This is a genomic window from Erythrobacter sp. JB1-15, from assembly GCF_057365035.1.
In genome coordinates this window covers 176,658-198,873 of record NZ_CP200295.1, presented here as the reverse complement: position 1 = coordinate 198,873, position 22,216 = coordinate 176,658, and the positions used below count along the sequence as shown (strand labels likewise).

Genomic DNA, 22,216 nt, shown 5'->3' with positions numbered 1-22,216 from the left:
CGCGCGCAATGCGTTTTCCCCTGCGCGCGAGGTGCCCGCGCGAAATTTCAGCCTAAAGTCTTTGTTATCCCAGCGCAACGCGCAGCAGCAGGCTTTTTGACCAATGGCGCACAGGACCGGTCAAACGGCCGGTCAAACAGCCCAAGGCCCGGTTATCGCGAGTGTTCGGGCCGGAGCATATGCGTTCACAAAGAACCACTTGCCATCGGGAGAAAAGCACCCGCCGGCAAGCTCTGTCTGCATGTTGAGACGCGCAAAAGCGTAAGGAGAGCCCGCAGGCGTGATACCGCGCACATGGTTATCGACCACTTCGGTGTAGGCATCCTCGCAGACGAGCAAATGGCCATTGGGCGCGGCGCACAGATTGTCGCCGAAATTGAACTGCTCGATGCTTTCACTTTCGAAGAACAACTCGGCCCGGTCTGGCCCATTGCCGCGTCCCGGGACAAACCGGAAAATCTGCCCAAGCTTTTTGGCCCCGCCGCTGGTTGAGCAGAAATAAAGATCATCTTCGCCCATATGAATGCCTTCGCCGCGCGCGATCAGCGTAGCGCCCTTGGCCGCTGCACGCAGACGCAGATCGTCTTCGGGCGCTTCGACATTATCGAGATCAACCCAGCTTACCTGATAGCTTTGCCTGATCGGCATTGCGGCTGCGTCCCAATTGCGCGTGTCTGGCAGGCCTTCAATAACCATCGCTTGCAGGCGGCCACCTGCTGCCAATTGGCCTGGCACTTTGGGAATGAAACGATAGAGGACGCCGTCATCGCGGTCCTCCGTTTGATAGACAAAGCCGGTAAGCGGATCGACGCACGCAGCTTCGTGATTGAAACGGCCCATGGCGCGTAAGGGGACTGGATCGATCAGGCCGCTAGCTTTGCCCGGTATTTCAAATGTCCAGCCGTGATTGATGGCAAGGCCTTCGCCGTACCTTTGGCCGGGGCCTGTCGGGGCCTCCTCGCATGTTAGCCAGCTGCCCCATGGGGTGACACCGCCTGAACAATTGCGGATCGTCCCGCCCAATGTGCGAAACTGGCGTTTGACCGCAAGCGTTTCGGCATCGAGCACGATATTGGTCGTGCCGCCCGGTGTGTATGCGCCGTTATATGTGCCAAACCCTTTTGCTATTGGCCCGCCTGCATCATCTGCGGGGATGAGTTCATGATTGCGCACCAGGACAATTTCCGGGCGACCATCTGCCCCCGCGCCGATATCGAGACAGCCCATTCCATCCGCTTTGTCAGGCACTGTGCCGCCGTCGTCCATCATATCGCCAAGGCTGGAGAGAACCCTGTAAGAAAATCCCTTTGGCAGATCGAGCATGCCTGCAGGATCGCCTTGCAGCGGCCCGTAATCAGAAAACCGCACAGCGGCAGGAGCAAGCGCTGCACCGCGGGTCATACACCCGCTGGCAAGCAAAGCTGCAAAGGCTGATCCTGTGGCTGCGAGAAACTGACGGCGACCCGCCGGGGGAAGAAGCATTGTTTGGTTTCCTATTCAGTCCGCTATTCAGTTCGTTATTCAGTCCGTAGGGCCTCGATGGGGGATAGCCGCGAAGCTCTGACAGCGGGATAGCCGCCAAAAACAAGCCCCAAAAAGGCTGAAAAAGCAATGGCGCCAATTGCTGTGCCAATCCCGACAGGCACGGGAAACTCGGCAAAGGCAGTCAGCGCAGCGCCTGCGCCCCAAGCGAGTGCCAGACCAACCCCGCCGCCCAAAACGCACAGCACTGCGGCCTCAACCAGAAATTGATTGCGAATATCGCTGCGCCTTGCGCCCAAGGCCATGCGCAGTCCAATCTCGCGCGTCCGCTCTGTCACGCTGACGAGCATGATGTTCATGATCCCGATCCCTCCGACGAGCAACGAGATCGAGGCGATGGAGACAAGCACCGACTGCAAAATACCGGTGATGAAATTGCTCTGCTCAACAAATTCCTCGGTCGTGCGAACGGTGAAGGGGGTCGGTTCGCCATCTTCGACGCGGTATCGGTCACTCAAGACTGCAACGATATCATCCTTGCCGCGGGTTAGCGATGCGCTTTCGTTGAAAGCGACGAAGGCAACCTGCAAGTCATCAGGGCCGGGCAGGCTGTCACCTGAGAAGCGCTGGCGCATTGTAGAGATCGGCATGATAAGCGTATCATCGCTGTCATCACCCAATGTTGATCCCTTTTCCTCTAGCAATCCGATGACGACGAAGGGAACACCGTTGACCCGAACGCTTTCGCCGACAGGATCAAATTCGCCGAACAAATCTTCCGCCACGGTGCGGCCCATAACCACGACGCGTGCGGCGGAGCGGACATCGGATTGCGTTATGTAGCGTCCGCGATCAGCCGGATGCGTGGTCACCAATCCATAGCCGGGCGTGGTGCCAACCGCGCTGGTCGATGTGGCGCTTCCGGCGACGACTAGGTCCACGGGTTGCAGCAATTGAGGGGCCAGCGCGCGGATATTGGGCACTTCGCTCTCGATAGCTTTTAGATCGCGCTGGGTGAGGCGCCCGCGTTCCCGCACGCGCCTTGGCGGACCGGATTCTTCGCCATCATCGGGACGCGGCAAAACAATGGCCATGTTTGAGCCAAACCTGTTTATCACATTGGTGATCGTCTCTTGCGCGCCGCTGCCCACCGCCACAGCCAAAGTGACAGCAAACACCCCGATAAGCACGCCAAGCATTGTCAGGATTGAACGCAGCAAATTGGTGCGCAGCGCGGTCAAGGCAATCGCGACATTCACCGCCCAGCTGGAGACGAGATTGCGTTTCGGCTTTGCAACCGGGGGAGGGGATGCGGTTGCCATTATGCCGCGATCTCGCTTGCGATTGTGCGGTTCTCAACCAATCGATCCTCAATGACTTTGCCATCGCGAAATTCGATCCGGCGCTTGGCGTGATCGGCAATCTCCCTTTCATGGGTCACTACAATCAAAGTGATGCCAGCTGCATTCAGATCTTCGAACACTTGCATAATATCTTCGCTAGTCTTTGAATCGAGCGCGCCCGTCGGCTCGTCTGCCAGCAGCAATAAGGGTTCGGTCACAAGCGCTCTTGCTATGGCCACACGTTGTTGCTGGCCGCCTGACAGCTTGGCGGGCGTGTTAAGCAGCCGCTCGCCAAGGCCCATTTCGACGAGCTTTTGCGTGGCTTTCTCGCGGCGGCTTTTCGTATCGAGCCCCGCATAGATGAGCGGCACCGCAACGTTATCAATCGACGATGTCCGGGCGAGCAGGTTGAACTGCTGAAACACAAATCCAATTTTGGCATTGCGCAAATCAGCCAGAGCATCGCTCGACATTTCGCGGGTCGGGATGCCATCAATCAGCACGTCGCCCTGGCTTGGCACATCAAGGCAGCCAATCATGTTCATGAATGTGGATTTGCCCGATCCGCTTGCGCCCATGATCGCGACATATTCACCGCGTTCTATTGTCAGCGATACGTCATTGACCGCGTGAATGGTCTCTCCGCCCAAAGTGTAGGTTTTGACGAGCCCGCGGGTTTCAACGAGCGGCTGCGTGCTGCTGGGTGAAGCATTGGCCACGATTAACCGCCATCATCGCTTTTATCGCGTGAGCGGACCAGCACTTGCGATCCCTCGGCCAAGCCGTCTGTGACTTCGACAAAATCCTCACCTTTAAGCCCTGTGGTTATGGCGTGCCGCGTGGGTTGGTATGGCTCTTCGCCCGGCAGCCAGACGGTCACTTCATCGCGCGCCTCGTTGTCATTGTCGTCCTTGTCGTCCTCAATAGTGGGCCGATCCGCTTCTTGCGGCAGAAACCGCGTTGCTGCGACTGGCACGCGCAGCACATCGTCTTTCTGGCCAGTGATAATATCGACATTTGCCGTCATCCCGGTGAGCAGCAGCCCATTGATATTATCAACGTCAAGGATCACCAGATAACTCACTGCGCTTTGACCCTGAGTTGCCGATTGGCGGATTTGCTGCACTTTTGCGACGAAGATTTCATCGGGATAGCTATCAACCGTAAAGCGCACATCCTGACCTTCGCGCACTTGGCCAATATCGGCCTCGTCCACGGCGGCTTCGACTTGCATACGGCTTGTGTCAGCCGCGATTGTGAACAGGTTGGGCGTTTGAAAACTGGCGGCAACCGTGGTGCCCGGTTCCACCAGCTTGTCGATCACCACGCCGCCAGTGGGCGCGATAATACGGGTGCGCGACAGATCCAGTTCGGCAGAGCGCAGGCTGGCAAGGCTTTGCGCGATCTGGGCGCGCGCGCTTTGCGCCTGAGCCAAAGCTGTGCTGAGCGATGCCTTGGCCGCCACCAGCGCATTTTCGGCCTGATCGCGGCCAGCGCTGGATACGAACCCTTTTTCCGCAAGCTCTGCGCGCCGGTCAAATTCACGCGTCTGTACGTCCACGTCGGTGCGCGCGCGGATGATGGCAGCTTCGGCCTGGGCAAGGCTGGCGCGGGCCAGATCAACCTGCGCGCGGGCCTGCGTCACCTGTGCGCGGGGACGGGTGGGGTCAATTTGCGCGAGCAATTGTCCTTTTTCGACAGGCGAATTGAAATCGACATATACTGCTGTGATCTGCCCGGAAACTTCCGCGCCAACATTGATTGTGTTCAAAGCGCGCAATGTCCCGCTGGCAGACACGACGCGGATAACCTCGCCGCGTGACACCTCATCGCGTTCGTATTCGTAGTCACGCTCACCGGTGAATAGAAAACTGGCTGCTATCAAAAGCGCGATAATCGCGATGAAGGCTGTGATAAAAGGATGGCGTTTTATCCAGCCAAATATGCTTTGCATCATTGCCCCTTTACCGCCGGATCGCCCCTGCATAACTCCGCGCAGCGATATTGGCGGCGGTGCTGCGTGCGTGCAAGCCTTGAATTCGAAAGGGTAAGGCGCACATCCGCTTTGCTATGAAGGGCAAAGACAAAACGACCAATGACGTGGCGCGCGATGCCAAGCGGCTCAAAGTCTGGTTCGATGGAGCGTGCCCGCTGTGCCAGCGCGAAATAAGCCTGATGCGCAGACTTGATCGGAATAGCGCGATTGATTTTGTCGATGTCTCTGAAAATGGCGATCCATCCTGTCCGGTCAATCAGGCCGACCTGCTGGCGCGCTTTCATGCTGAGGAAAATGGCAAAGTGTTAAGCGGCGCTGCTGCCTTCGCCGCCATGTGGCGCGCAATTCCGTTGCTTCGTCCTTTGGGGTTTGCTGCGCGCAATGGCTTTGTTCTCAAGTTGCTTGAGCGTTTGTACGTCCTGTTCCTCAAGGTTCGCCCTCAATTGCAGCGCTTGGTCAGCTAAAACCGCTTGCCCTTGCTGGTCTGTTGCGCTCAACAATGCCGCAAACAGGAGAGGCGATCGATGACCTATTTTGGCGCGATGCAGAACGCGATTTACAATGCCGGTCTAAAAGGCGTGTTGCCCGAATATCCGGTGGATTTTGCGACATTGGAAGCGCGCGCACACGAAGCGCTGGGCCCGATGATGACCAATTATGTCGCTGGTGGTTGCGGCGATGAGCACACGCAGGACACCAATGCCAGCGCGTTTCACCATTGGGGCATGATCCCCAGAATGATGGTTGATTGCGAAAGCCGCGATCTTTCGATTGAGCTGTTTGGCGACACCTATCACAGCCCGTTATTTATGGCGCCGATTGGTCTGAACGGCGAAGCATCGCAGGATCGCCATGGCGATATTGCCGCAGCGAAAGCGTCTGCAGCCACGGGCGTTCCGTTTTGCGCTTCAACCTTGTCCAATGATCCGCTGGAGGATGTGAAACAGGCCTGCGCCGACACGCCCGCATGGTTCCAGCTTTACACGTCGAGAAACAAGGATGTGGCCACAAGCATGATCCGACGGGCAGAGGCGGCGGGTTACAAAGCGCTGGTGGTCACATTGGATACATGGGTCACAGGCTGGCGACCGCGCGATTTGAACGCGTCCAACTTTCCGCAATTGCGCGGCAAGGTTTTGCAGAATTATTTTACCGATCCAGAATTTCTCAAGCTGCTTCCCAACCCCCCGAAGAAGACCCCGAGACCGCAATCATGATCTGGGCAGGCACATTTGGACAAGTGCTGACCTGGGACGATATCGCCTGGTTCAAATCAGTCACTGATCTACCGATAGTGCTGAAAGGGATATGTCATCCAGATGATGCTCGAAAAGCGGCCGATCACGGGGCCGATGCGATTTATTGCTCCAACCATGGCGGACGCCAAGCCAATGGCGGGATAGCGACGATTGATCTGTTGGCTGACGTTGTGGCAGCGGCGGGCGATCTGCCGGTTTTGTTTGACAGCGGTATCCGATCCGGCACCGATGCCATCAAGGCAATAGCATTGGGCGCAGCAGCGGTCGGCGTGGGGCGGCCTTACACCTATGGCCTGGCTTTGGGCGGAGCTGATGGTGCGGCATTTGTGCTCAATTCAATTCTGGCCGAAGCGGATTTGCTGATGGCGGTGAATGGTTACCCAACATTGGCTGACGTGCGCGCCGCAGGAGCCGTGCGAACCGACCGTAAATGATTGGCTGCGAATTCGCGTCATAATCTTGCGCGGCTTTGAATCATTTGGGTTGATTGGGAATCTGGCGAAGATGTAAAATTTCGCCTTAGTTCAAATCCATGCTTAGTTTTCCACAGATTCAGTGTTACGTAACATCCCTAACAAGACGCGAATCGGGGACGCGAAAATGGAAAAACCAACGATTTGGTCCAGTGGACCAGACTGCATGGGTCGCACCATGTGCCTGCACGATGAAAACGCCCGCCGTGCGCGCTATGGCCGTATCAGGCCGATGGCCGCGCGCAGCACTTTGATGAATGCGCTTTCGCGTTGGATGCCGCTCGGCTGAAAAGTGCTGGTATGCCTTAGCTTAGGCAGGCGCGATTGCGGACTTTACCTCCGCTAAAATACTCAAAGGCGCTGCTGAGGGAAGACGCGCGCAGCCAGAGGCGCGCGCCAGAACACACAAGCCCAGCCCTACCGACAAATTTTAATGGATTGTAACTTTGTTGCGTGACCGCTAAATCAGCGCGGTCAGCTGCGACAAGGAGAGAGCCATGCTGGTCGGTGTCCCTAAAGAAATCAAATCGAGCGAATTTCGCGTCGGCCTAACCCCCGAAGCGGTGAGGGAATACATCGCCGCCGGGCATTCGGTGCTGGTTGAAACGGGCGCGGGGCTGGGTATCAGCAAAACCGATGCGGATTACGCCGCCATTGGCGCAGAAATCGTTGATACAGCGCAAGAGGTTTTCGCCCGCGCCGAAATGATCGTCAAAGTCAAAGAGCCGCAGCCGTCAGAATGGGTGCAGCTTCGCGAAGGGCAAATCCTCTTCACCTATCTCCACCTCGCTCCTGATCCCGATCAGGCGCGCGGGCTTGTGGAAAGCGGTGTTTCCGCTGTCGCTTATGAAACGGTGACCGCGCCTGATGGCTCGCTGCCATTGCTAGCACCCATGAGCGAAGTTGCAGGCCGCTTGTCAATTGAGGCGAGCGCGCATTCCAGCCACAAGGTCCACGGCGGACGCGGTATTCTGATGGGCGGCGTTCCCGGAGTTCTGCCCGCCAAAGTGGTTGTGATCGGCGGCGGGGTTGTCGGCACGCAGGCCGCGCGCATGGCAGTGGGGCTGGGCGCGAATGTCGAAATCCTCGACCGCTCCTTGCCGCGCATTCGCGAACTTGACGATATGTTTCAGGGGCGCGCCGTCACGCGTTATTCGAATGCGGGCACGATCGAACACGCCATCACCGAAGCGGACGTTGTAATCGGCGCTGTGCTTATTCCCGGTGCCAGCGCGCCGCGATTGGTGACGCGCGATATGCTGGGCTTAATGAAGCACCGTGCGGTGCTGGTTGATGTGGCCATCGATCAGGGTGGATGTTTTGAAACGTCAAAACCGACAACTCATGGCGAACCCACCTATATCGTCGATGACATCATCCATTATTGCGTCGCCAACATGCCGGGCGCAGTGCCGCATACATCAAGTTATGCGCTGAACAATGCGACCATGCCTTTCGGATTGGCGCTAGCCAATAAAGGGATCGCCGCGTGCGAGGATGATCCTTTTCTCGCGCCGGGCCTTAACGTGCACCAGGGGAAGATTGTAAATTCTGCAGTATCTGACAGTTTGGGCTTCTAGTTGTTGCAGGGAACCGAACAGTGCTTGCATGCATTCTTAGGGTAATCGCAGCTGCGGATACGTATATGCGAACTGCCGACAGAGACTTTGTCAGGGCGCTCGACAATGGGGTTGAGTAGAAGGGGCGAAGTCACTTGAGAGTGCTTTTCCGTGAAACACATCGATACCCGCCCGCTGGTCCGCGAAGTCAACAAAGATGCGGTGATTAACAGCCACGTTACCCCGGAAACGACGAGCGATAAGATCGCGTTTTCGTTTGTTAAACTGCTGCGCTTTTTCGCCGATACCCTCTTTGCCAAACGCTATGGCCACCGCGCTGTTGTGCTGGAAACCGTTGCCGCGGTTCCGGGCATGGTTGGCGGATTATGGCAGCACCTTCGCGCGCTGCGCCGCATGCGCGATGATGAGGGCTGGATTCGCACTTTGCTGGATGAGGCCGAGAATGAGCGGATGCATCTGATGACGTTTATCGAGATCGCGCAACCCAGCAGGTTTGAGCGCGCTCTGATTGTCGCTGTCCAGCTTATCTTCTACAACTTCTACTTCTGGCTATACCTGTTCGCCCCGCGCACCGCGCACCGGGTTGTTGGCTATTTCGAGGAAGAGGCGGTCATTAGCTACACTTCCTATCTCGCGGAAGTTGATGCAGGCCGTCATGAGAATCTTGCTGCACCGCAAATCGCAATTGATTACTGGCAATTGCCCGCCAATGCGCGGCTGCGTGATGTCATCATTGCCGTGCGCGCGGATGAGGCAGAGCACCGGGATGTCAATCATTGCTTTGTTGATGCGCTGGACGAACGGCGCGAGGGATCGCGCGATAAGCGGCGTAAACTCGGCGAAACCTGATTGCGGCCTTGCGCCTCCTGATTGCTGCGCATAGCGATGCGCAAATATCAGGAGGAGTGATCCATGAAGACCAGAGCCGCCGTCGCTTTCGAAGCCAAAAAGCCGCTTGAGATCGTCGAGCTTGACCTCGAAGGCCCCAAGCACGGCGAAGTGCTGGTCGAGATTATGGCCACCGGTATCTGCCACACTGATGCCTACACTCTGGACGGGCTGGATAGCGAGGGGTTGTTTCCCAGTGTCCTTGGCCATGAAGGCGCCGGGATCGTTCGCGAGATTGGCCCCGGTGTGACCTCTGTTGCTCCGGATGATCACGTCATCCCGCTTTACACGCCTGAATGCCGCCAGTGCAAAATGTGCCTGTCCGGCAAAACCAATCTGTGCAGCGCTATCCGCGAAACGCAGGGGCGCGGCCTGATGCCCGATGGAACCTCGCGCATGAGCTATAAGGGTGAGACGATCTATCACTATATGGGCTGCTCGACCTTTTCGAATTTCATCGTCCTGCCCGAAATCGCGCTTGCCAAGATCCGCACCGATGCCCCGTTTGAAAGCGCGTGTTATGTTGGCTGCGGCGTCACGACAGGCGTGGGCGCTGTCACCAATACGGCCAAGGTTGAGCCCGGCGACAATGTCGTTGTCTTTGGCCTTGGCGGAATTGGCCTCAACGTGATCCAAGGCGCGAAGATGGCGGGCGCTGACCGGATCGTTGGCGTTGATCTCAATCCTGCCAAACGCGAATGGGGTGAGAAGTTCGGGATGACCGACTTTGTGAACCCCAAAGAGACAGCCGATGTCGTTGCGCATCTGGTCGAATTGCTCGACGGCGGCGCGGATTACTCCTTTGATTGCACCGGCAATACGGACGTCATGCGCCAAGCGCTTGAATGCTGCCACAAGGGGTGGGGCACTTCGATCATCATTGGCGTCGCCGAAGCGGGCAAAGAGATCGCGACCCGCCCATTTCAACTCGTCACCGGACGCAATTGGCGCGGGACAGCTTTTGGCGGGGCAAAGGGCCGCACCGATGTGCCCAAAATCGTCGATTGGTATATGAACGGCAAGATCGCGATTGATCCCATGATCACGCACCAGCTGACACTGGAAGAGATCAACAAAGGCTTTGACCTCATGCATTCAGGCGAAAGCATCCGTTCGGTTGTGGTGTTCTGATGACCCGGAAAGTCAACCTATCGGACAAGTTTGCTTTGTTCACCGATCATTGGGCGCCGCGTATCGCCGGGCGCTATAACGACAATGAAGTGCGGCTTGCCAAGGCTTCGGGCGATTTCCAATGGCATGCTCATCCAGATACTGATGAGTTGTTTCTAGTGATTGAGGGCGAGCTCCATATGGAGTTTCGCGGCAGCGTAGAAGTGGTTAGGGCAGGGGAGATGATTATCGTCCCGCGCGGAGTGGAGCATTTTCCCCGCGTCCCAGAGGGGGAGGTGAAGATGGTGATTATCGATCCCAAAGACACTGCCAATACAGGCGATGCTGAAACCGCTTTTACACCCATGGAAATCTGAGGTGTTTAGAACGCACTCCGGGTCTATCGCGGCACTTGCAAGTAGGAAAGCGGTTTAGACCGCCACCACGTTCTGCTCAATCGCGCCAAAGATCGAATGGTTGTCCGCATCGCGCATTTCGATCCGCACAGCATCGCCCGGTTTCATGAAAGGAGTGGCCGCCTCGCCATCGCGGATCGTCTCGATCATGCGGATCTCAGCAATGCACGAATAGCCAAGCCCGCCATCTGCTACAGGCGTGCCCGGACCGCCATCTGCACCCTTGTTCGACACTGTTCCTGATCCAACGATTGTGCCTGCGCAAAGCGGGCGGGTCTTGGCGGCATGCGCGACCAGCTCTGCCAGATTGAAGGTGGCATCAATGCCCGCTTCAGCGCGCCCGAATGCTTCCCCATTATAGTCCACCATCAACGGCAGATGGACGAGGTTACCTTTCCACGCATCGCCCAGTTCATCGGGTGTCACCGCGACGGGGGAGAAGGCTGTCGGCGGTTTGGACTGGAAGAAGCCGAACCCTTTTGCCAGTTCGCCCGGTATCAAGCCGCGCAGTGACACATCATTGACCAGCATGACAAGCTTGATGTGGCCTGCCGCGTCATCAGCCGACACGCCCATTGGCACGTCATCCGTGACAACGGCAATCTCGCCTTCCATATCGCAGCCCCAGCTGACATCGCCCAAGGGGATACTGCCGCGTGGGGGCAGGAACGCGTCCGAGCCGCCCTGATACATCAGCGGATCAGAGTAGAAACTCTCCGGCACTTCGGCGCCGCGGGCCTGACGCACCAGTTCGACATGGTTGATATAGGCGCTTCCATCGGCCCATTGGTACGCGCGCGGCAAAGGCGAATGCGCCTCGCGTTCGTGGAAGCGTTCGCATGGCACCGCCTCGTGTTCGACATCAACGCTAAGCAGCTCAAGCTTCGGCGCGATATGCTCCCAATCATCCAATGCCGCTTGCAGAGTTGGCGCGATATAGCCTGCTGCGCAGCACCGTGTGAGGTCTTTCGAGACCACCACCAGCTTTCCATCGCGGGTTCCATCGTTGAGTGTTGCAAGCTTCATGAACGGTCCTTTTGCTGCGCGCTATTGCGCATCTGTCTGCTTGTCGGGATGCGCGCCCTGAAAGGCGGGCAGGGCAAGGCACGCGGCCTCTATTCGGGTGATGCGGGGATGCAGCGTCAGGTCATAATGGAACCTTCGCGCATTGTAGATCTGCGGGATCAGCACCGTTTCAAACAGGCCCGGCGCATCGAACAGGAAGCTGCCGGTGCCCAGCTGTTTCAGCCGTTCCTCAACCGGGTCAAGCGTGCGTTTCAGCCAGTGGCGATACCAGTAATCGATGATGCGCTGCGAATGGCCCAATGGCTCTTTTAGATATTTGAGCACCGGCAGGTTGAGCGGCGCGTGCAGCTCTGTCGCAATCGCATAGGATAGCTCGCGCGCGGTGTAGCGCTCTTCCATATCCGCCGGCAGCAAAGCGGGGGCATCGGGATAGGCTTCATCCAGCCATTCCAGCAGCGCCATGGATTGCGCGCGGTCGCGCCCTTTGGCTTCCAGCATGGGGACAGAGCCAAACGGATTGCGCGCGGTGAACGCTTTGTCTTTTTGCGCCCCATCGCGCAGGTTCACCGGCACGTTCTCGTATTCGAGTCCCTTTAGCGCTAGCGCGATGCGCAAACGGTACGAGGTTGAGCTGCGGTAATAGCCATAAAGCTTCATATGATTGCCATTTCCTGACCGGTCCATGGACCGCTCACCCCCCTGTTTTGCAAAATAGTGAGTTTCGCACAAAGCTCAGTTTTTGTTCGATTATCTTCAATTTGAGCGATGCGAAGTGTCACTTTCAAGTATCCAACAATTGGGGCCGCAGATTGTGCCCGTGATTTGCCAACTCTTAGTCTTTCACAGGCGTGTAGGACAGGGGGCACGAATTGCAGCAAGACCGGCTATTAAAACGCCGCCAGACCAGTGATCCCGCGGCCAAGGATCAGCGCATGGACATCGGCGGTGCCTTCATATGTGTTGACCGTTTCAAGGTTTACCGCATGGCGGATCACCTGATATTCTTCGGATATGCCATTGCCGCCATGCATGTCGCGCGATTGGCGCGCGATTTCGAGCGCTTTGCCAACATTGTTGCGTTTGACGATCGAGATCATATCGGGGCTAAAGCGGCCTTCATCCATCAGCCGGCCCACGCGCAGGCTCGCCTGAAGGCTGAGGGCAATATCGCTCATCATATCGGCAAGTTTGCGCTGATACAGCTGGGTGCCTGCCAAAGGCCGGCCAAACTGCTGGCGATCAAGGCCGTATTGGCGCGCGGCATGCAGGCAGAATTCGGCCGCCCCCATCGCGCCCCAACTGATGCCATATCGCGCGCGATTGAGGCAGCCAAACGGCCCTTTCAATCCCTGCACATGCGGCAGCAGAGCGGATGCGGGCACGCGCACATCCTCCATCACAATCCCGCCTGTGGTGGAGGCTCGCAGGGAGATTTTGCCTTTGATCTTGGGCGCGGACAGCCCCGCCATCCCTTTTTCCAGAACAAAGCCGCGAATGCCGCCGCCATGCTCTTCGGATTTGGCCCAGACCACAAAGACATCGGCGAACGGCGAATTAGAAATCCACGTTTTCGCGCCAGAAATGATGTAATCATCGCCGTCTTTGCGCGCGGTCGTTTTCATGCCAGCCGGGTCGCTGCCTGCATCGGGTTCGGTCAGGCCGAAACAGCCGATCAATTCGCCAGAGGCAAGGCCGGGCAGGTATTTCGCGCGCTGTTCGTCCGAACCATAGGCATAGATCGGATGCATCACGAGGCTGGATTGGACGCTCGCCATGGACCGGTATCCGCTGTCCACGCGCTCAATTTCACGAGCGATCAGGCCATAAGAGACGTAATTGGCGCCTGCTCCGCCAAATTCTTCGGGGATAGTCGCGCCCAAAAGGCCCGCTTGTCCCATCAGCGGAAACAGTTCGGGCGCGTCTGTTTCTTCGCGGTAAGCATCAATGACGCGGGGTTGCAATTCGCTTTGGGCAAAGCCGCGGGCGGCATCGCGGATCATGCGCTCTTCTTCGGATAGCTGGCTATCGAGATCGAAGGGGTCTTCCCAGTTGAACGGGACAATCCCCGCCGACGGATTGCGATCAGCGCCATCGCCGCGTGATGCAGCGCTGGGTGAGGGGGAAGCGGATTTGGGGGCAGTGCCGTGCACTAGTCTCTCCTGAAACTATTTATGCACGGACTCTTGCAGGTGCGGTCCCGCTAAGCAAGCAATTCCCGGCGCAGTTCGCATGCGCCGGTCATGCGTGGTGGATCACTCAGCAGGCTCAGCCTCAAGCACTTGGCTAACCGCGCTTAAAATGGCGGTCGGAGGGCAGGGTTTTGCCAAAGTGGTCGCGGACGGAAAGCGTTTGGCGACCTCGTCCTTGGCATCGCGGCCAGAATGGAAAATGATCGGTATGTTTTCAGCGTCCAGCTTTTCAGCCAGCGGGAACACAATGCCATCATCAAGAGCAATATCTAGGATGGCAAGATCAGGCTTTTCCTTTTGAAAGGCGAGCATGGCTGACGAGATTCCAGCATATGGCCCTTCGACCTCGTAACCGGCCTCTGCAACGGTGTCGCACAGGTCGAAACCTGTTATCAATTCATCTTCAGCGACCAATATCCGTGCAGCCATCAGCGTCCTCCTTTAAGTGCAACGTTAACTGTAACACAAATTGGACACCATTGTCGCAGCAAATTTACGTGTTCTGTCCGAACTTAGCTGCAAATCCCGAATTATCGCCTGCGGCCAACAGCTTAGCCTGGTCAACCCAGTGATCGCGCGTGATGCGTCCCTGGAACCGGCCCAGCATCGAATCGATGCGTTCGATGTCAGCATCGCTCCACGCGGCAATCTGGGCAAAGCTGGTGATTCCCTGATCGTTGAGGATACCGGCAAGCTTTGGTCCGACCCCCTTGATCGTGGTGAGATCATCCGGCGCGCTTGTGGTTTTCGGCGCGGCTTTTGGCGCAGGTTTCGGAGTGGGTGCAGGGGCAGGTGCAGGTTGGGCCGTGGGAGCCGGAGCAGGCTTAGGCTCAGGCTTGGGCGCAGGCGGAGTAACGCTCGGAGTGACAGCCGCAGGCGCGGCATCAATCAGCGCCTGATTGCGAGCAGCAGGCGCAGCGCCTTTATCCAGCACATCGCCGCGAGTGAGACCCGCATCGCGGACCACAACGGTCGATTTGCCAAGGCCCAGCAAAATGCCCGCTGCAATGAAAAACAGCAGCACGCCAAGGATAAGCAGCACAATAGAAATGGTAGACATGGTGAAAACTCTCCGCTCAGAATCGATGTCGCGAACGCGGTGTAGCAGCGGATTTGTCCCGCGCGCTAGTGGGGCGGTGCAGTCGCAGGCCAAAACCCGCATGCGATGATGCATCGGCGCAGCAAAAGGCCCGCGCCAGCATCCTGCCGGGCGGGCCTTGTTACAGGGACTGGTGGCGGTTGCCGCTGCCTTCGATCAGCCGCCTTTCATTCCTTCTGCAAGCTCATTCAATTGCAGGAATTCCTGCCGCCAGTAATTGCTTTGCTTGCCCGCCAGCGCGCTGACATCGGCGTGGTCAAATCCGTTCATCAATTCATCTCCCCGCAGGATCTGACCAAAGGCGGCCACCGATGCGGCAAAGGCAAAATCTCCGCGCGGCGCTTTGGCGGTGACCAGAGCATCGCTGCGCACGATGGTGTCAATCAGGCGGGATGTGTCGCCACCCGGCAGTTTGAACCGCAATTTGACATGCGCCGCCTCTGTCATGCGGCTGGTTGCCGCTTCGGCTTGATTGTCCTCATACCGGCGCGGCGCGATCCAGCCTTTGGTTCCCGCGGGCACAATCTCGTAAATCGCGGTCACCTGATGGCCTGCGCCAATGTCGCCTGCATCAATCGCGTCATTGTCAAAATCCTGCTCGCGAAGCGCGCGGTTTTCATAGCCGACAAGCCGGTATTGACTGACAATCGCCGGGTTAAACTCCACCTGGATTTTTACGTCCTTGGCGATGGTGAAAAGGGTCGAGGACATCTCATCACCCAGCACCTTTTTGGCTTCCAAAGCGCTGTCGATATAGGCGTAATTGCCATTACCGTGATTGGCGATCTGCTCCATCATCGCTTCGTTGTAATTGCCCCTTCCAAAGCCAAGCGTGGTGAGCGTAATGCCGGTGTCGCGCTTTTTCTCGATCATTTCGATCAGCGCGTCATTATCGGTCTGACCCACATTAAAATCGCCATCGGTCGCAAGGAGCACGCGGTTGACGCCGCCTTTGATGAAATTGTCCTCGGCAATATTGTAGGCAAGCTGCAAGCCGGCCCCGCCAGCGGTCGATCCGCCAGAGCGCAATTGATCGAGCGCGCGGCGGATTTCTTTCACGTCATTGGTGGGTTCCAGCACAAGGCCCGCAGCGCCTGCATAGACAACGATGGAAACGCGGTCCTTTTCGCCCAATTCGCCCGCGAGGCCGGACAAGGCGGTTTTGACCAACGGCAGTTTGTCAGGCGACCCCATTGATCCTGACACATCCATCAGAAATACCAGATTGGCAGGTGGCCGCTCGGTCCGGTCAATGTCATAGCCGCGAAGGCCAATGCGCATCAGATAGCTTTTATCATTCCACGGCGTTTTGGCGACATCGGTTGTCACGCTGAACGGGATATCGCGGGTTTCAGGCCGGTTATAATCATAGCGGAAATAATTGATCATCTCCTCTGTTCGGACAGAGGCAGCAGGCGGCATTGCGCCATCCGTAAGGAAGCGGCGTGTGTTGGTGTAAGCGCCGGTGTCCACATCGACGCTGAACGTGCTGACTGGTTCTGAGGCGACGAGTTTGACAGGCGAGACTTCCTCCCCGTCATAGCGTTCGCGGCCCGGATCGGTTGGGACGACGACCGGAGGTACGTAAATGCCGGGAGCGGGCGCAGTGCGTAAGGCTTGCGCTGCGTATCCGTCTGTGCGCTTGCGCGCCGTAACAGTGATTGCCTGGCTTTCGGCCACAACTGGCGCAGACGGCGGCGGCGGCGGCGGCGGTGGAGGCGGCGGGGCCACCGCAATATCTGTTTTATCATCACCCTTTGCAGTGCCTGCATTGCCAAGGTCACCAGACTGCTGGCCCGCGCATCCGGCAAGCGCCACGCTGAGCGCTGCAATGCCGACAAAACCTCTGCCCTTAAGTGCGGCGATATTCATACCCTAACCCCTTTTCTTACCCGTCATAAGGCTCGGCTCATCGCACTGAATGCTGAGTGAATGGAGCTATCAGGAAGTTGTAAGGCGCAGGCCCGCCCGGCATTTCAGCCCATCTATTCAGCAGGTTGCGCAGGCTTCTTCGCAGCGTTTGGCCGGAAGAGAACCTTGTCTTCCTCGCCAAATCCGCGTTTCCAGATCACATAGCCGTAAAGCGCAAGGATCACCGGAATGCCGATTGCCAGTTCCACCCATTCGGGCAGGAACGTGAACGCATATCCGGCCACCACAGCGGGCGCTGCGGCATAGACCAGCGCCCAGCGCCAATTGGATACGGGCGCTTTCAGCAAGGTTTTGAGCACTAGCGCTTTCACCAGGCTCGACACCGTCAGCGCGCAGAACAAGGCGGCAGCGGGCATGGCGGCTTCGAACCCTGCATCAACCTCATAGGATTTGGCGATCAGAATAAAGGTGATGGTCAAGGCGGCCTGTAATGCCAAAATCCCGACCGAAATCGCCAGATTGCGCTTTTTCGCGATGTAGACGAGCACGCTTTCGGAAACGACTGCCATGCTGGCGGCCACTTCTGCTGCGAGCAGAAAGGCCAGCGCTGCCGTGCCTGCAACATAGGCCGGGCCCCACAGGCCCATCACCCCTTCGCCCGGTATGCCCAGCGCCAGCGCAATGCCCAATTGGATCGCGATGATCCAAAAGCCCACTTGCCGCACCTGGCTGGCGATTGCGGCCATATTGCCGGTTTTCAAATTCTTGGTGATGACGGGCGAGAGGATCGGCTCAAATGAGGTTTTCAGCTTTTGCGGCAAGCTCGCGATTTGTTGGGCGACGTAATAGATGCCAACGGCGGCAGGCGGAGCGAACAGGCCAAGGATAAAGATATCCAGCAGCCGCGTGCCGCGCTCCACCGCATCCGCGCCCACCAGCGGGAAAGCGGACGATGATTGTTTGAGCATGGCTTTACCATTCGGTCGCCACCCTTTTGGCAAGCCATAGGTGCGCAAAAACGGCCACAGCGCTGTCACCAGCCCCGCCAGCACCGAAAACAGATAGGCAAGGCCAAGCCCTGCATCGCGGGTCTCATCGAAAAACAGGAACACGCCCACCGCAATCGATATCGCCCACGGTTCAACAATCGCGCGCGCGCGCACCGTGGTGGCGATGTCATAGCGATAGGCCTGCGCTGCCAGCACAATCTCGGTCAGCGCAAAGGCAGGGATGGCCGCGATCATCCACATATCGAGCGGTGAGTTCATCCCATTGGGGAACATCACCTGCGGGAAGATCAGCAGCGCAAGGGCTGCAACCAATGAACAGAGCAGCCCCAGCAAAAGGCCATCATAAACCAGATTGGTCTCTGTTTGCGGATCGTCATTCCCGCCCAGCCGCAATCTTTGCGCCAGTCCGCGTTTTTCGCCGAGCGAACACACAAGCCCGATAATCTCGATCAGAATAAAGGCAGAGGCAAACCGCCCCAGCGCATCTTCCCCGTAATAGCGCGCGGCAATAATCAGAAACGGAATGCGCGCGAGCAGGCGCACGACAAAACCCATCGTGTTCTGCCGTCCGCCTTTGGCCAATGCGGCCATATCGGAATTATCACCGCCGGGCTCACCGCCGGGCTGGGGCGCGGGTGTGGGCGGCACGGTTGGCGGAACGCTCGTCACGCAGGCTTTTCCGCTTTTAACGGGCGAGCAAGCAGGCTGGCGACCGCTTGGCGCGGGTCTTCGCCTTTCAAAATGGCATCGACTGCGGTGACAATCGGCATTGCGATGCCGCGTTTTTGGGCAAGGTCAGCCAGCACGGGCGCGGTATGCGCGCCTTCTGCAACAGTGGTCCGGTCTGCCATCAAGTAGGTTGCTGATCGACCTTCGCCCAAGGCTTTACCAAGGGAGAAATTGCGGCTGGACGTGGAGGAACAGGTCAGCACCAAATCGCCCATGCCGCACAGCCCGGCAAGCGTTTCGCTGCGCGCGCCGAGCGCTGCGCCGAACCGCTCCATTTCTGCGTATCCGCGCGCAATGAGAGCCGCGCGCGCATTCTGGCCAAGGCCAAGCCCATCGACCAGCCCGCACGCAATCGCGAGCACGTTTTTCACCGCGCCGCCAATTTCTGCGCCTGTGACATCGTCGGAATAATAAGGCCGGAATGCTGGCCGCGCGATGGCGGGTTTAAGCCGTTCCCACTGCGCCTCGCCTCCGCTGCAAGCGAGTGTAACCGCGGTGGGCAAGCCGCGTGCCACTTCGATTGCGAAAGTGGGGCCGGACAGAACCGCAATATCGCTATTAGGACATGCCGCGCGCGCCACATCATTCATCAGCCGTCCGGTTCCCGCCTCAATGCCTTTGGAACACAGGATGAGATCGCGCGGCTGCGCGCTTAAGTTTTGAAGAACACTGCCCAAAGCCTGCGCAGGTGTGACAGCCAAAAGCGTATCAAGCGGGGCAAGCTCTGTCAGATCGTGCACCGCGCGGATGGTTCTGGAAAGCTGCGCGCCTGCCAAATATACAGGGTTTTCATGGGCCCTATTGATGGCATCGGCCACTTCGCTCTCATACGCCCACAACACGACATCGCGCCCGTCTGAGCTGAGCATTTGCGCCAAGGCTGTGCCCCAGGCGCCTGCGCCAATTACGCCGATGGTTTCGTGTTTGCTCACGCTTTCACCCCTGCGCCGCGCGCGCGTTCCGCTTCCCTGTCGAGCGGCCAACGCGGGCGCGCTTTAAGATCGAGCGGATCGCCTTTGAAGTTCGGCTCAAGCGCCAAGCGCTCAAGCCCGGCCCACGCGATCATCGCTGCGTTATCGGTGCACAGCGACAGCGGCGGCGCGGTAAAGCGCATGGCGTGTTGGGCCGCGAGCGCCTCAAGCGATGCGCGAACCGATTTGTTCGCCGCCACTCCGCCAGCAACGACAAGCGCTGGCCACGGGCCGGACAAAGTCAGTGCGTGTTCGAGCCGGTCTATCAGGCAATCAATCGCAGCCGATTGAAAACTCGCCGCGATGTCAGCGGGTGAGTGCTGTCCGCTTTCAAACGCGCGCAGCACCGCGCTTTTCAAACCTGCAAAGGAGAAGTGCGGTTCTTTCGATCCTTTTAGCGGGCGGGGCAGAGGAACCGACGATGCATCCCCTTTGATCGCCAATTCTTCAACCGCCGGCCCGCCGGGATAGCCAAGGCCGAGGATCTTGGCGGTCTTGTCAAATGCCTCGCCCAAAGCATCGTCGATGGTTGTGGCAAGGCGGCGGTATTCGCCAACGCCTTCAACGCTCAAAATCTGGCAATGCCCGCCGGATACGAGCAGCAGCAGATAGGGAAATTCAAGGCGCTCATCGGCAAGGCGGGGGGACAAGGCGTGGCCTTCAAGATGATTGATCGCGATTAAAGGTTTGTCCGATGCCATCGCCAGCGCCTTTGCACTGACAAGCCCGACCATAACCCCGCCGATCAGCCCCGGCCCCGCGGTCGCGGCAATCGCATCGATATCGCTTAGTGCCAGTTCAGCCTCGTCCATCACCGCTTCGATCATCGGGGCCAATTTCACCGCATGCGCGCGCGCCGCGATTTCGGGAACGACCCCGCCATAAGGTGCGTGCTCCTCGTTTTGAGAGGCGATTTGCTGCGCGATAATGGTGCGATCATGGGCCACCAAAGCAACCGCTGTTTCATCGCAGCTTGTCTCCACCCCAAGGACGATCAGGGGGCGTTTGTCAGGCCGAAATGGGGACGCAGTGCTCATGGCTCTTTCAATGGGCATTGTGCGCAGCTATCGCAATGCCCGCAATGAGTATGTCACCCGATGAGAATACGAACGGCGCACCCCGGCTGAGACTGGGCACGCGCAATTCCCCGCTTGCCATGGCGCAGGCGCATGAAACCCGCGACCGGCTGTGCGCGGCCCATGGCTGGGACCAGGATGCGGTGGAACTGGTGCCGGTTACAGCCAGCGGCGATAAAGTGCTCGACCGGCCTCTGGCAGAGATTGGCGGGAAAGCGCTCTGGACCAAGGAACTGGATCAATGGCTGGCTGAGGGGCGCATTGATGTGTCGGTTCATTCGGCCAAGGATGTGGAGACCGAGCGGCCCGATATATTCGCTTTTGCCGCATGCCTGCCGCGCGCTGACAGGCGCGATTGTCTGGTGGGCGCAGACAGCATCGCCGCCATCCCTAAAGGCGCCGTCGTGGGCACAAGCGCGCCGCGCCGCGCTGCGCAATTGCTCAATCTGCGCCCCGATTGCAAAGTTGTGACTTTTCGCGGCAATGTCGCAACCCGGCTGGGCAAACTGGCAACGGGTGAGGCGGATGTGACCTTTCTGGCCGCAGCGGGTCTTGAACGGCTCGGTCAAAGCGATGTGGGCGTGGCTCTTGATGAAAGCGACTGGATCCCGGCTGCGGCTCAAGGGGTAATTGTTCTCGAAGCGCGCGCGGATGATGCGGCAACGCATGGGCTTTTGGCAGCGCTCGACAATGGGCAGGCGCGCGCCGAATTGGAAGCCGAACGCGCATTGCTCGCCCGGCTTGGCGGGACATGTCATTCCCCGGTCGCGGTTTTGTGCACAGGCGATGCCGCGCGGCTGACAATGCGCGCAGCCGTGTTCAGCCCGGATGGAAGCGAGCGTATTGCAGGTGAGGCAGGTTTTGCTCCCGGCGATCACACCGCGATTGCGAGGCTGGCCGATGATTTGTTGGCGCGCGCTAGCCCCGCAATCACGCAGCATTTCGGCGGGGCATGAACGAGCCGGGCTTTACCGCCTCGGCGCGGCCCGTGCTGGCCATTCGGCCAGAGCCGGGATTATCCGCGACAGTGGCGCTGGGGCGCAGCATGGGTCTTTCCATGCATGGCTGCGCGCTGGCGCAGGTTCAGCCTGCCGAATGGGCGATGCCCGATCCCGCCCAGTTTGATGCGATCTTATTGGGCAGCGCCAATGCGATCCGCCATGGCGGTGATGCCCTCGCAAACCTGACCTATCTGCCCGTCCATTGCGTGGGCGATGCAACCGCGCGCGTGGCCGCAGAGGCAGGCTTTACCGTCGCCCTGTCAGGCACGGGCGGATTGCAGCGCGTCATCGATCAGGTGCGTGCGCCGATCCGGTATTTAAGGCTGGTTGGCAGCGAATATGTCGAACTTTCCCTGCCCGCGGGCATCACATTCGAACCAGTTCAAACTTACAGCGTAACCCCGCAAAGCTTGACGAAGGAGGCCGCAGGCCTGCTGGATTGCGAGCCCATTGTCCTTCTCCATTCAGCCGCGATGACCCGGCAATTCATGCTTGAATGCAAGCGGTTAGGCTTGGACCGGAGCCGCATCACTCTGGCGGCCATGGGAGAGCGGATTGCGCAGCCGGCGCGCGCAGACGGCGAGAGCGAATGGCGCGCTATCCACGTTTCCGGTGCGCCCAATGACACAGCATTGCTGGAAATGGTGCGAGACGTGTGCATATAAGCGGTATGATTGACCGCGCGCCCCCGCGCAC

The 22,216-nt window shown here is 58.5% G+C and carries 23 protein-coding genes; 10 read left to right on the top strand and 13 right to left on the bottom strand.

From position 1 onward, the window contains the following. Positions 1–132 precede the first annotated feature (132 nt). From AC0V6L_RS01050 to AC0V6L_RS01035, 4 genes are read right to left on the bottom strand one after another with little or no spacing between them, the layout of a single operon-like run. Entirely contained in the window at positions 133–1,482 is a 1,350-nt protein-coding gene (locus AC0V6L_RS01050) for an alkaline phosphatase PhoX (protein ID WP_486152319.1), read from the bottom strand. Positions 1,483–1,517: 35 nt separating this feature from the next. Beyond that, positions 1,518–2,804 (bottom strand): ABC transporter permease, encoded by a 1,287-nt coding sequence (locus AC0V6L_RS01045; protein ID WP_486152317.1) that lies wholly within the window; start codon positions 2,802–2,804, stop codon positions 1,518–1,520. After that, positions 2,804–3,544, bottom strand: coding sequence for an ABC transporter ATP-binding protein (locus AC0V6L_RS01040; protein ID WP_486152315.1), 741 nt, complete (start codon positions 3,542–3,544; stop codon positions 2,804–2,806). The genes AC0V6L_RS01045 and AC0V6L_RS01040 overlap by 1 nt, the downstream gene beginning before the upstream one ends. Positions 3,545–3,546: 2 nt before the next feature. Then, positions 3,547–4,782, bottom strand: coding sequence for an efflux RND transporter periplasmic adaptor subunit (locus tag AC0V6L_RS01035; protein ID WP_486152313.1), 1,236 nt, complete (start codon positions 4,780–4,782; stop codon positions 3,547–3,549). A gap of 113 nt (positions 4,783–4,895) precedes the next feature. Between AC0V6L_RS01035 and AC0V6L_RS01030 the strand changes: the two genes are divergently transcribed. The 8 genes from AC0V6L_RS01030 (at position 4,896) to AC0V6L_RS00995 (ending at position 10,508) form a co-directional block, all read left to right on the top strand. After that, positions 4,896–5,285, top strand: coding sequence for a thiol-disulfide oxidoreductase DCC family protein (locus tag AC0V6L_RS01030; RefSeq protein ID WP_486152311.1), 390 nt, complete (start codon positions 4,896–4,898; stop codon positions 5,283–5,285). 60 nt (positions 5,286–5,345) lie between these two features. Then, positions 5,346–6,038 carry an alpha-hydroxy-acid oxidizing protein gene (locus AC0V6L_RS01025; protein WP_486152309.1) on the top strand — a complete coding sequence of 231 codons (693 nt, stop codon included), beginning with the start codon at positions 5,346–5,348 and terminating at the stop codon, positions 6,036–6,038. Then, positions 6,035–6,514: an alpha-hydroxy-acid oxidizing protein gene (locus tag AC0V6L_RS01020; protein WP_486152307.1), complete on the top strand. Its 480-nt coding sequence runs from the start codon at positions 6,035–6,037 to the stop codon at positions 6,512–6,514. Before AC0V6L_RS01025 ends, AC0V6L_RS01020 begins: the two co-directional genes overlap by 4 nt. Before the next feature lie 166 nt (positions 6,515–6,680). After that, on the top strand, positions 6,681–6,842 hold the full coding sequence (locus tag AC0V6L_RS01015; protein ID WP_486152305.1) for a hypothetical protein: 162 nt from the start codon (positions 6,681–6,683) through the stop codon (positions 6,840–6,842). Positions 6,843–7,050: 208 nt separating this feature from the next. Next, positions 7,051–8,133 carry an alanine dehydrogenase gene (gene ald, locus AC0V6L_RS01010; RefSeq protein WP_486152303.1) on the top strand — a complete coding sequence of 361 codons (1,083 nt, stop codon included), beginning with the start codon at positions 7,051–7,053 and terminating at the stop codon, positions 8,131–8,133. A gap of 201 nt (positions 8,134–8,334) precedes the next feature. Next, the gene (locus AC0V6L_RS01005; protein WP_486151461.1) at positions 8,335–8,982 is read left to right on the top strand and encodes an alternative oxidase; all 648 of its coding nucleotides are present in this window, start codon (positions 8,335–8,337) and stop codon (positions 8,980–8,982) included. 63 nt (positions 8,983–9,045) lie between these two features. Continuing rightward, entirely contained in the window at positions 9,046–10,152 is a 1,107-nt protein-coding gene (locus tag AC0V6L_RS01000) for an S-(hydroxymethyl)glutathione dehydrogenase/class III alcohol dehydrogenase (protein ID WP_486152301.1), read from the top strand. Then, positions 10,152–10,508 (top strand): cupin domain-containing protein, encoded by a 357-nt coding sequence (locus tag AC0V6L_RS00995; RefSeq protein ID WP_486152299.1) that lies wholly within the window; start codon positions 10,152–10,154, stop codon positions 10,506–10,508. The genes AC0V6L_RS01000 and AC0V6L_RS00995 overlap by 1 nt, the downstream gene beginning before the upstream one ends. A gap of 54 nt (positions 10,509–10,562) precedes the next feature. Here the strand turns inward: AC0V6L_RS00995 and AC0V6L_RS00990 are convergent, their stop codons facing one another. The 9 genes from AC0V6L_RS00990 to tsaD form a co-directional block, all read right to left on the bottom strand. Then, positions 10,563–11,573 (bottom strand): fumarylacetoacetate hydrolase family protein, encoded by a 1,011-nt coding sequence (locus AC0V6L_RS00990; protein ID WP_486152297.1) that lies wholly within the window; start codon positions 11,571–11,573, stop codon positions 10,563–10,565. A 21-nt stretch (positions 11,574–11,594) separates the two neighbouring features. Beyond that, positions 11,595–12,230 (bottom strand): maleylacetoacetate isomerase, encoded by a 636-nt coding sequence (gene maiA, locus AC0V6L_RS00985; protein ID WP_486147235.1) that lies wholly within the window; start codon positions 12,228–12,230, stop codon positions 11,595–11,597. 230 nt (positions 12,231–12,460) lie between these two features. Beyond that, positions 12,461–13,636 (bottom strand): acyl-CoA dehydrogenase, encoded by a 1,176-nt coding sequence (locus tag AC0V6L_RS00980; RefSeq protein WP_486155029.1) that lies wholly within the window; start codon positions 13,634–13,636, stop codon positions 12,461–12,463. A gap of 189 nt (positions 13,637–13,825) precedes the next feature. Beyond that, complete coding sequence (locus AC0V6L_RS00975; protein ID WP_486147233.1) at positions 13,826–14,191, bottom strand: response regulator; 366 nt, start codon at positions 14,189–14,191, stop codon at positions 13,826–13,828. 64 nt (positions 14,192–14,255) lie between these two features. Continuing rightward, the gene (locus AC0V6L_RS00970; RefSeq protein WP_486152295.1) at positions 14,256–14,822 is read right to left on the bottom strand and encodes a helix-hairpin-helix domain-containing protein; all 567 of its coding nucleotides are present in this window, start codon (positions 14,820–14,822) and stop codon (positions 14,256–14,258) included. Positions 14,823–15,017: 195 nt separating this feature from the next. Continuing rightward, on the bottom strand, positions 15,018–16,733 hold the full coding sequence (locus AC0V6L_RS00965) for a vWA domain-containing protein (RefSeq protein WP_486152293.1): 1,716 nt from the start codon (positions 16,731–16,733) through the stop codon (positions 15,018–15,020). 113 nt (positions 16,734–16,846) lie between these two features. Beyond that, positions 16,847–18,334, bottom strand: coding sequence for a lipopolysaccharide biosynthesis protein (locus AC0V6L_RS00960; RefSeq protein ID WP_486155028.1), 1,488 nt, complete (start codon positions 18,332–18,334; stop codon positions 16,847–16,849). Between the two features lie 74 nt (positions 18,335–18,408). Continuing rightward, positions 18,409–19,404: an NAD(P)H-dependent glycerol-3-phosphate dehydrogenase gene (locus AC0V6L_RS00955; protein ID WP_486152291.1), complete on the bottom strand. Its 996-nt coding sequence runs from the start codon at positions 19,402–19,404 to the stop codon at positions 18,409–18,411. Continuing rightward, complete coding sequence (tsaD, locus tag AC0V6L_RS00950; protein ID WP_486152289.1) at positions 19,401–20,480, bottom strand: tRNA (adenosine(37)-N6)-threonylcarbamoyltransferase complex transferase subunit TsaD; 1,080 nt, start codon at positions 20,478–20,480, stop codon at positions 19,401–19,403. The genes AC0V6L_RS00955 and tsaD overlap by 4 nt, the downstream gene beginning before the upstream one ends. Positions 20,481–20,524: 44 nt before the next feature. On the opposite strand from tsaD, the gene hemC reads away from it, so the two are divergent. Next, the gene (gene hemC, locus AC0V6L_RS00945) at positions 20,525–21,475 is read left to right on the top strand and encodes a hydroxymethylbilane synthase (RefSeq protein WP_486152287.1); all 951 of its coding nucleotides are present in this window, start codon (positions 20,525–20,527) and stop codon (positions 21,473–21,475) included. Continuing rightward, the gene (locus AC0V6L_RS00940; RefSeq protein ID WP_486152285.1) at positions 21,472–22,185 is read left to right on the top strand and encodes a uroporphyrinogen-III synthase; all 714 of its coding nucleotides are present in this window, start codon (positions 21,472–21,474) and stop codon (positions 22,183–22,185) included. The genes hemC and AC0V6L_RS00940 overlap by 4 nt, the downstream gene beginning before the upstream one ends. Positions 22,186–22,216 lie beyond the last annotated feature (31 nt).

Coding starts and splice junctions, on each gene's coding strand:
- AC0V6L_RS01025 (WP_486152309.1), top strand. CDS start 5,346: ATGACCTATTTTGGCGCGATGCAGAACGCGATTTACAATGCCGGTCTA.
- AC0V6L_RS01045 (WP_486152317.1), bottom strand. CDS start 2,804: ATGGCAACCGCATCCCCTCCCCCGGTTGCAAAGCCGAAACGCAATCTC.
- AC0V6L_RS01000 (WP_486152301.1), top strand. CDS start 9,046: ATGAAGACCAGAGCCGCCGTCGCTTTCGAAGCCAAAAAGCCGCTTGAG.
- AC0V6L_RS00940 (WP_486152285.1), top strand. CDS start 21,472: ATGAACGAGCCGGGCTTTACCGCCTCGGCGCGGCCCGTGCTGGCCATT.
- AC0V6L_RS00965 (WP_486152293.1), bottom strand. CDS start 16,733: ATGAATATCGCCGCACTTAAGGGCAGAGGTTTTGTCGGCATTGCAGCG.
- hemC (WP_486152287.1), top strand. CDS start 20,525: ATGAGTATGTCACCCGATGAGAATACGAACGGCGCACCCCGGCTGAGA.
- ald (WP_486152303.1), top strand. CDS start 7,051: ATGCTGGTCGGTGTCCCTAAAGAAATCAAATCGAGCGAATTTCGCGTC.
- maiA (WP_486147235.1), bottom strand. CDS start 12,230: ATGAAGCTTTATGGCTATTACCGCAGCTCAACCTCGTACCGTTTGCGC.
- AC0V6L_RS01015 (WP_486152305.1), top strand. CDS start 6,681: ATGGAAAAACCAACGATTTGGTCCAGTGGACCAGACTGCATGGGTCGC.
- AC0V6L_RS00990 (WP_486152297.1), bottom strand. CDS start 11,573: ATGAAGCTTGCAACACTCAACGATGGAACCCGCGATGGAAAGCTGGTG.
- AC0V6L_RS00995 (WP_486152299.1), top strand. CDS start 10,152: ATGACCCGGAAAGTCAACCTATCGGACAAGTTTGCTTTGTTCACCGAT.
- AC0V6L_RS01020 (WP_486152307.1), top strand. CDS start 6,035: ATGATCTGGGCAGGCACATTTGGACAAGTGCTGACCTGGGACGATATC.
- AC0V6L_RS00960 (WP_486155028.1), bottom strand. CDS start 18,334: ATGGCCGCATTGGCCAAAGGCGGACGGCAGAACACGATGGGTTTTGTC.
- AC0V6L_RS00970 (WP_486152295.1), bottom strand. CDS start 14,822: ATGTCTACCATTTCTATTGTGCTGCTTATCCTTGGCGTGCTGCTGTTT.
- AC0V6L_RS00975 (WP_486147233.1), bottom strand. CDS start 14,191: ATGGCTGCACGGATATTGGTCGCTGAAGATGAATTGATAACAGGTTTC.
- AC0V6L_RS01030 (WP_486152311.1), top strand. CDS start 4,896: ATGAAGGGCAAAGACAAAACGACCAATGACGTGGCGCGCGATGCCAAG.
- tsaD (WP_486152289.1), bottom strand. CDS start 20,480: ATGAGCACTGCGTCCCCATTTCGGCCTGACAAACGCCCCCTGATCGTC.
- AC0V6L_RS01035 (WP_486152313.1), bottom strand. CDS start 4,782: ATGATGCAAAGCATATTTGGCTGGATAAAACGCCATCCTTTTATCACA.
- AC0V6L_RS01050 (WP_486152319.1), bottom strand. CDS start 1,482: ATGCTTCTTCCCCCGGCGGGTCGCCGTCAGTTTCTCGCAGCCACAGGA.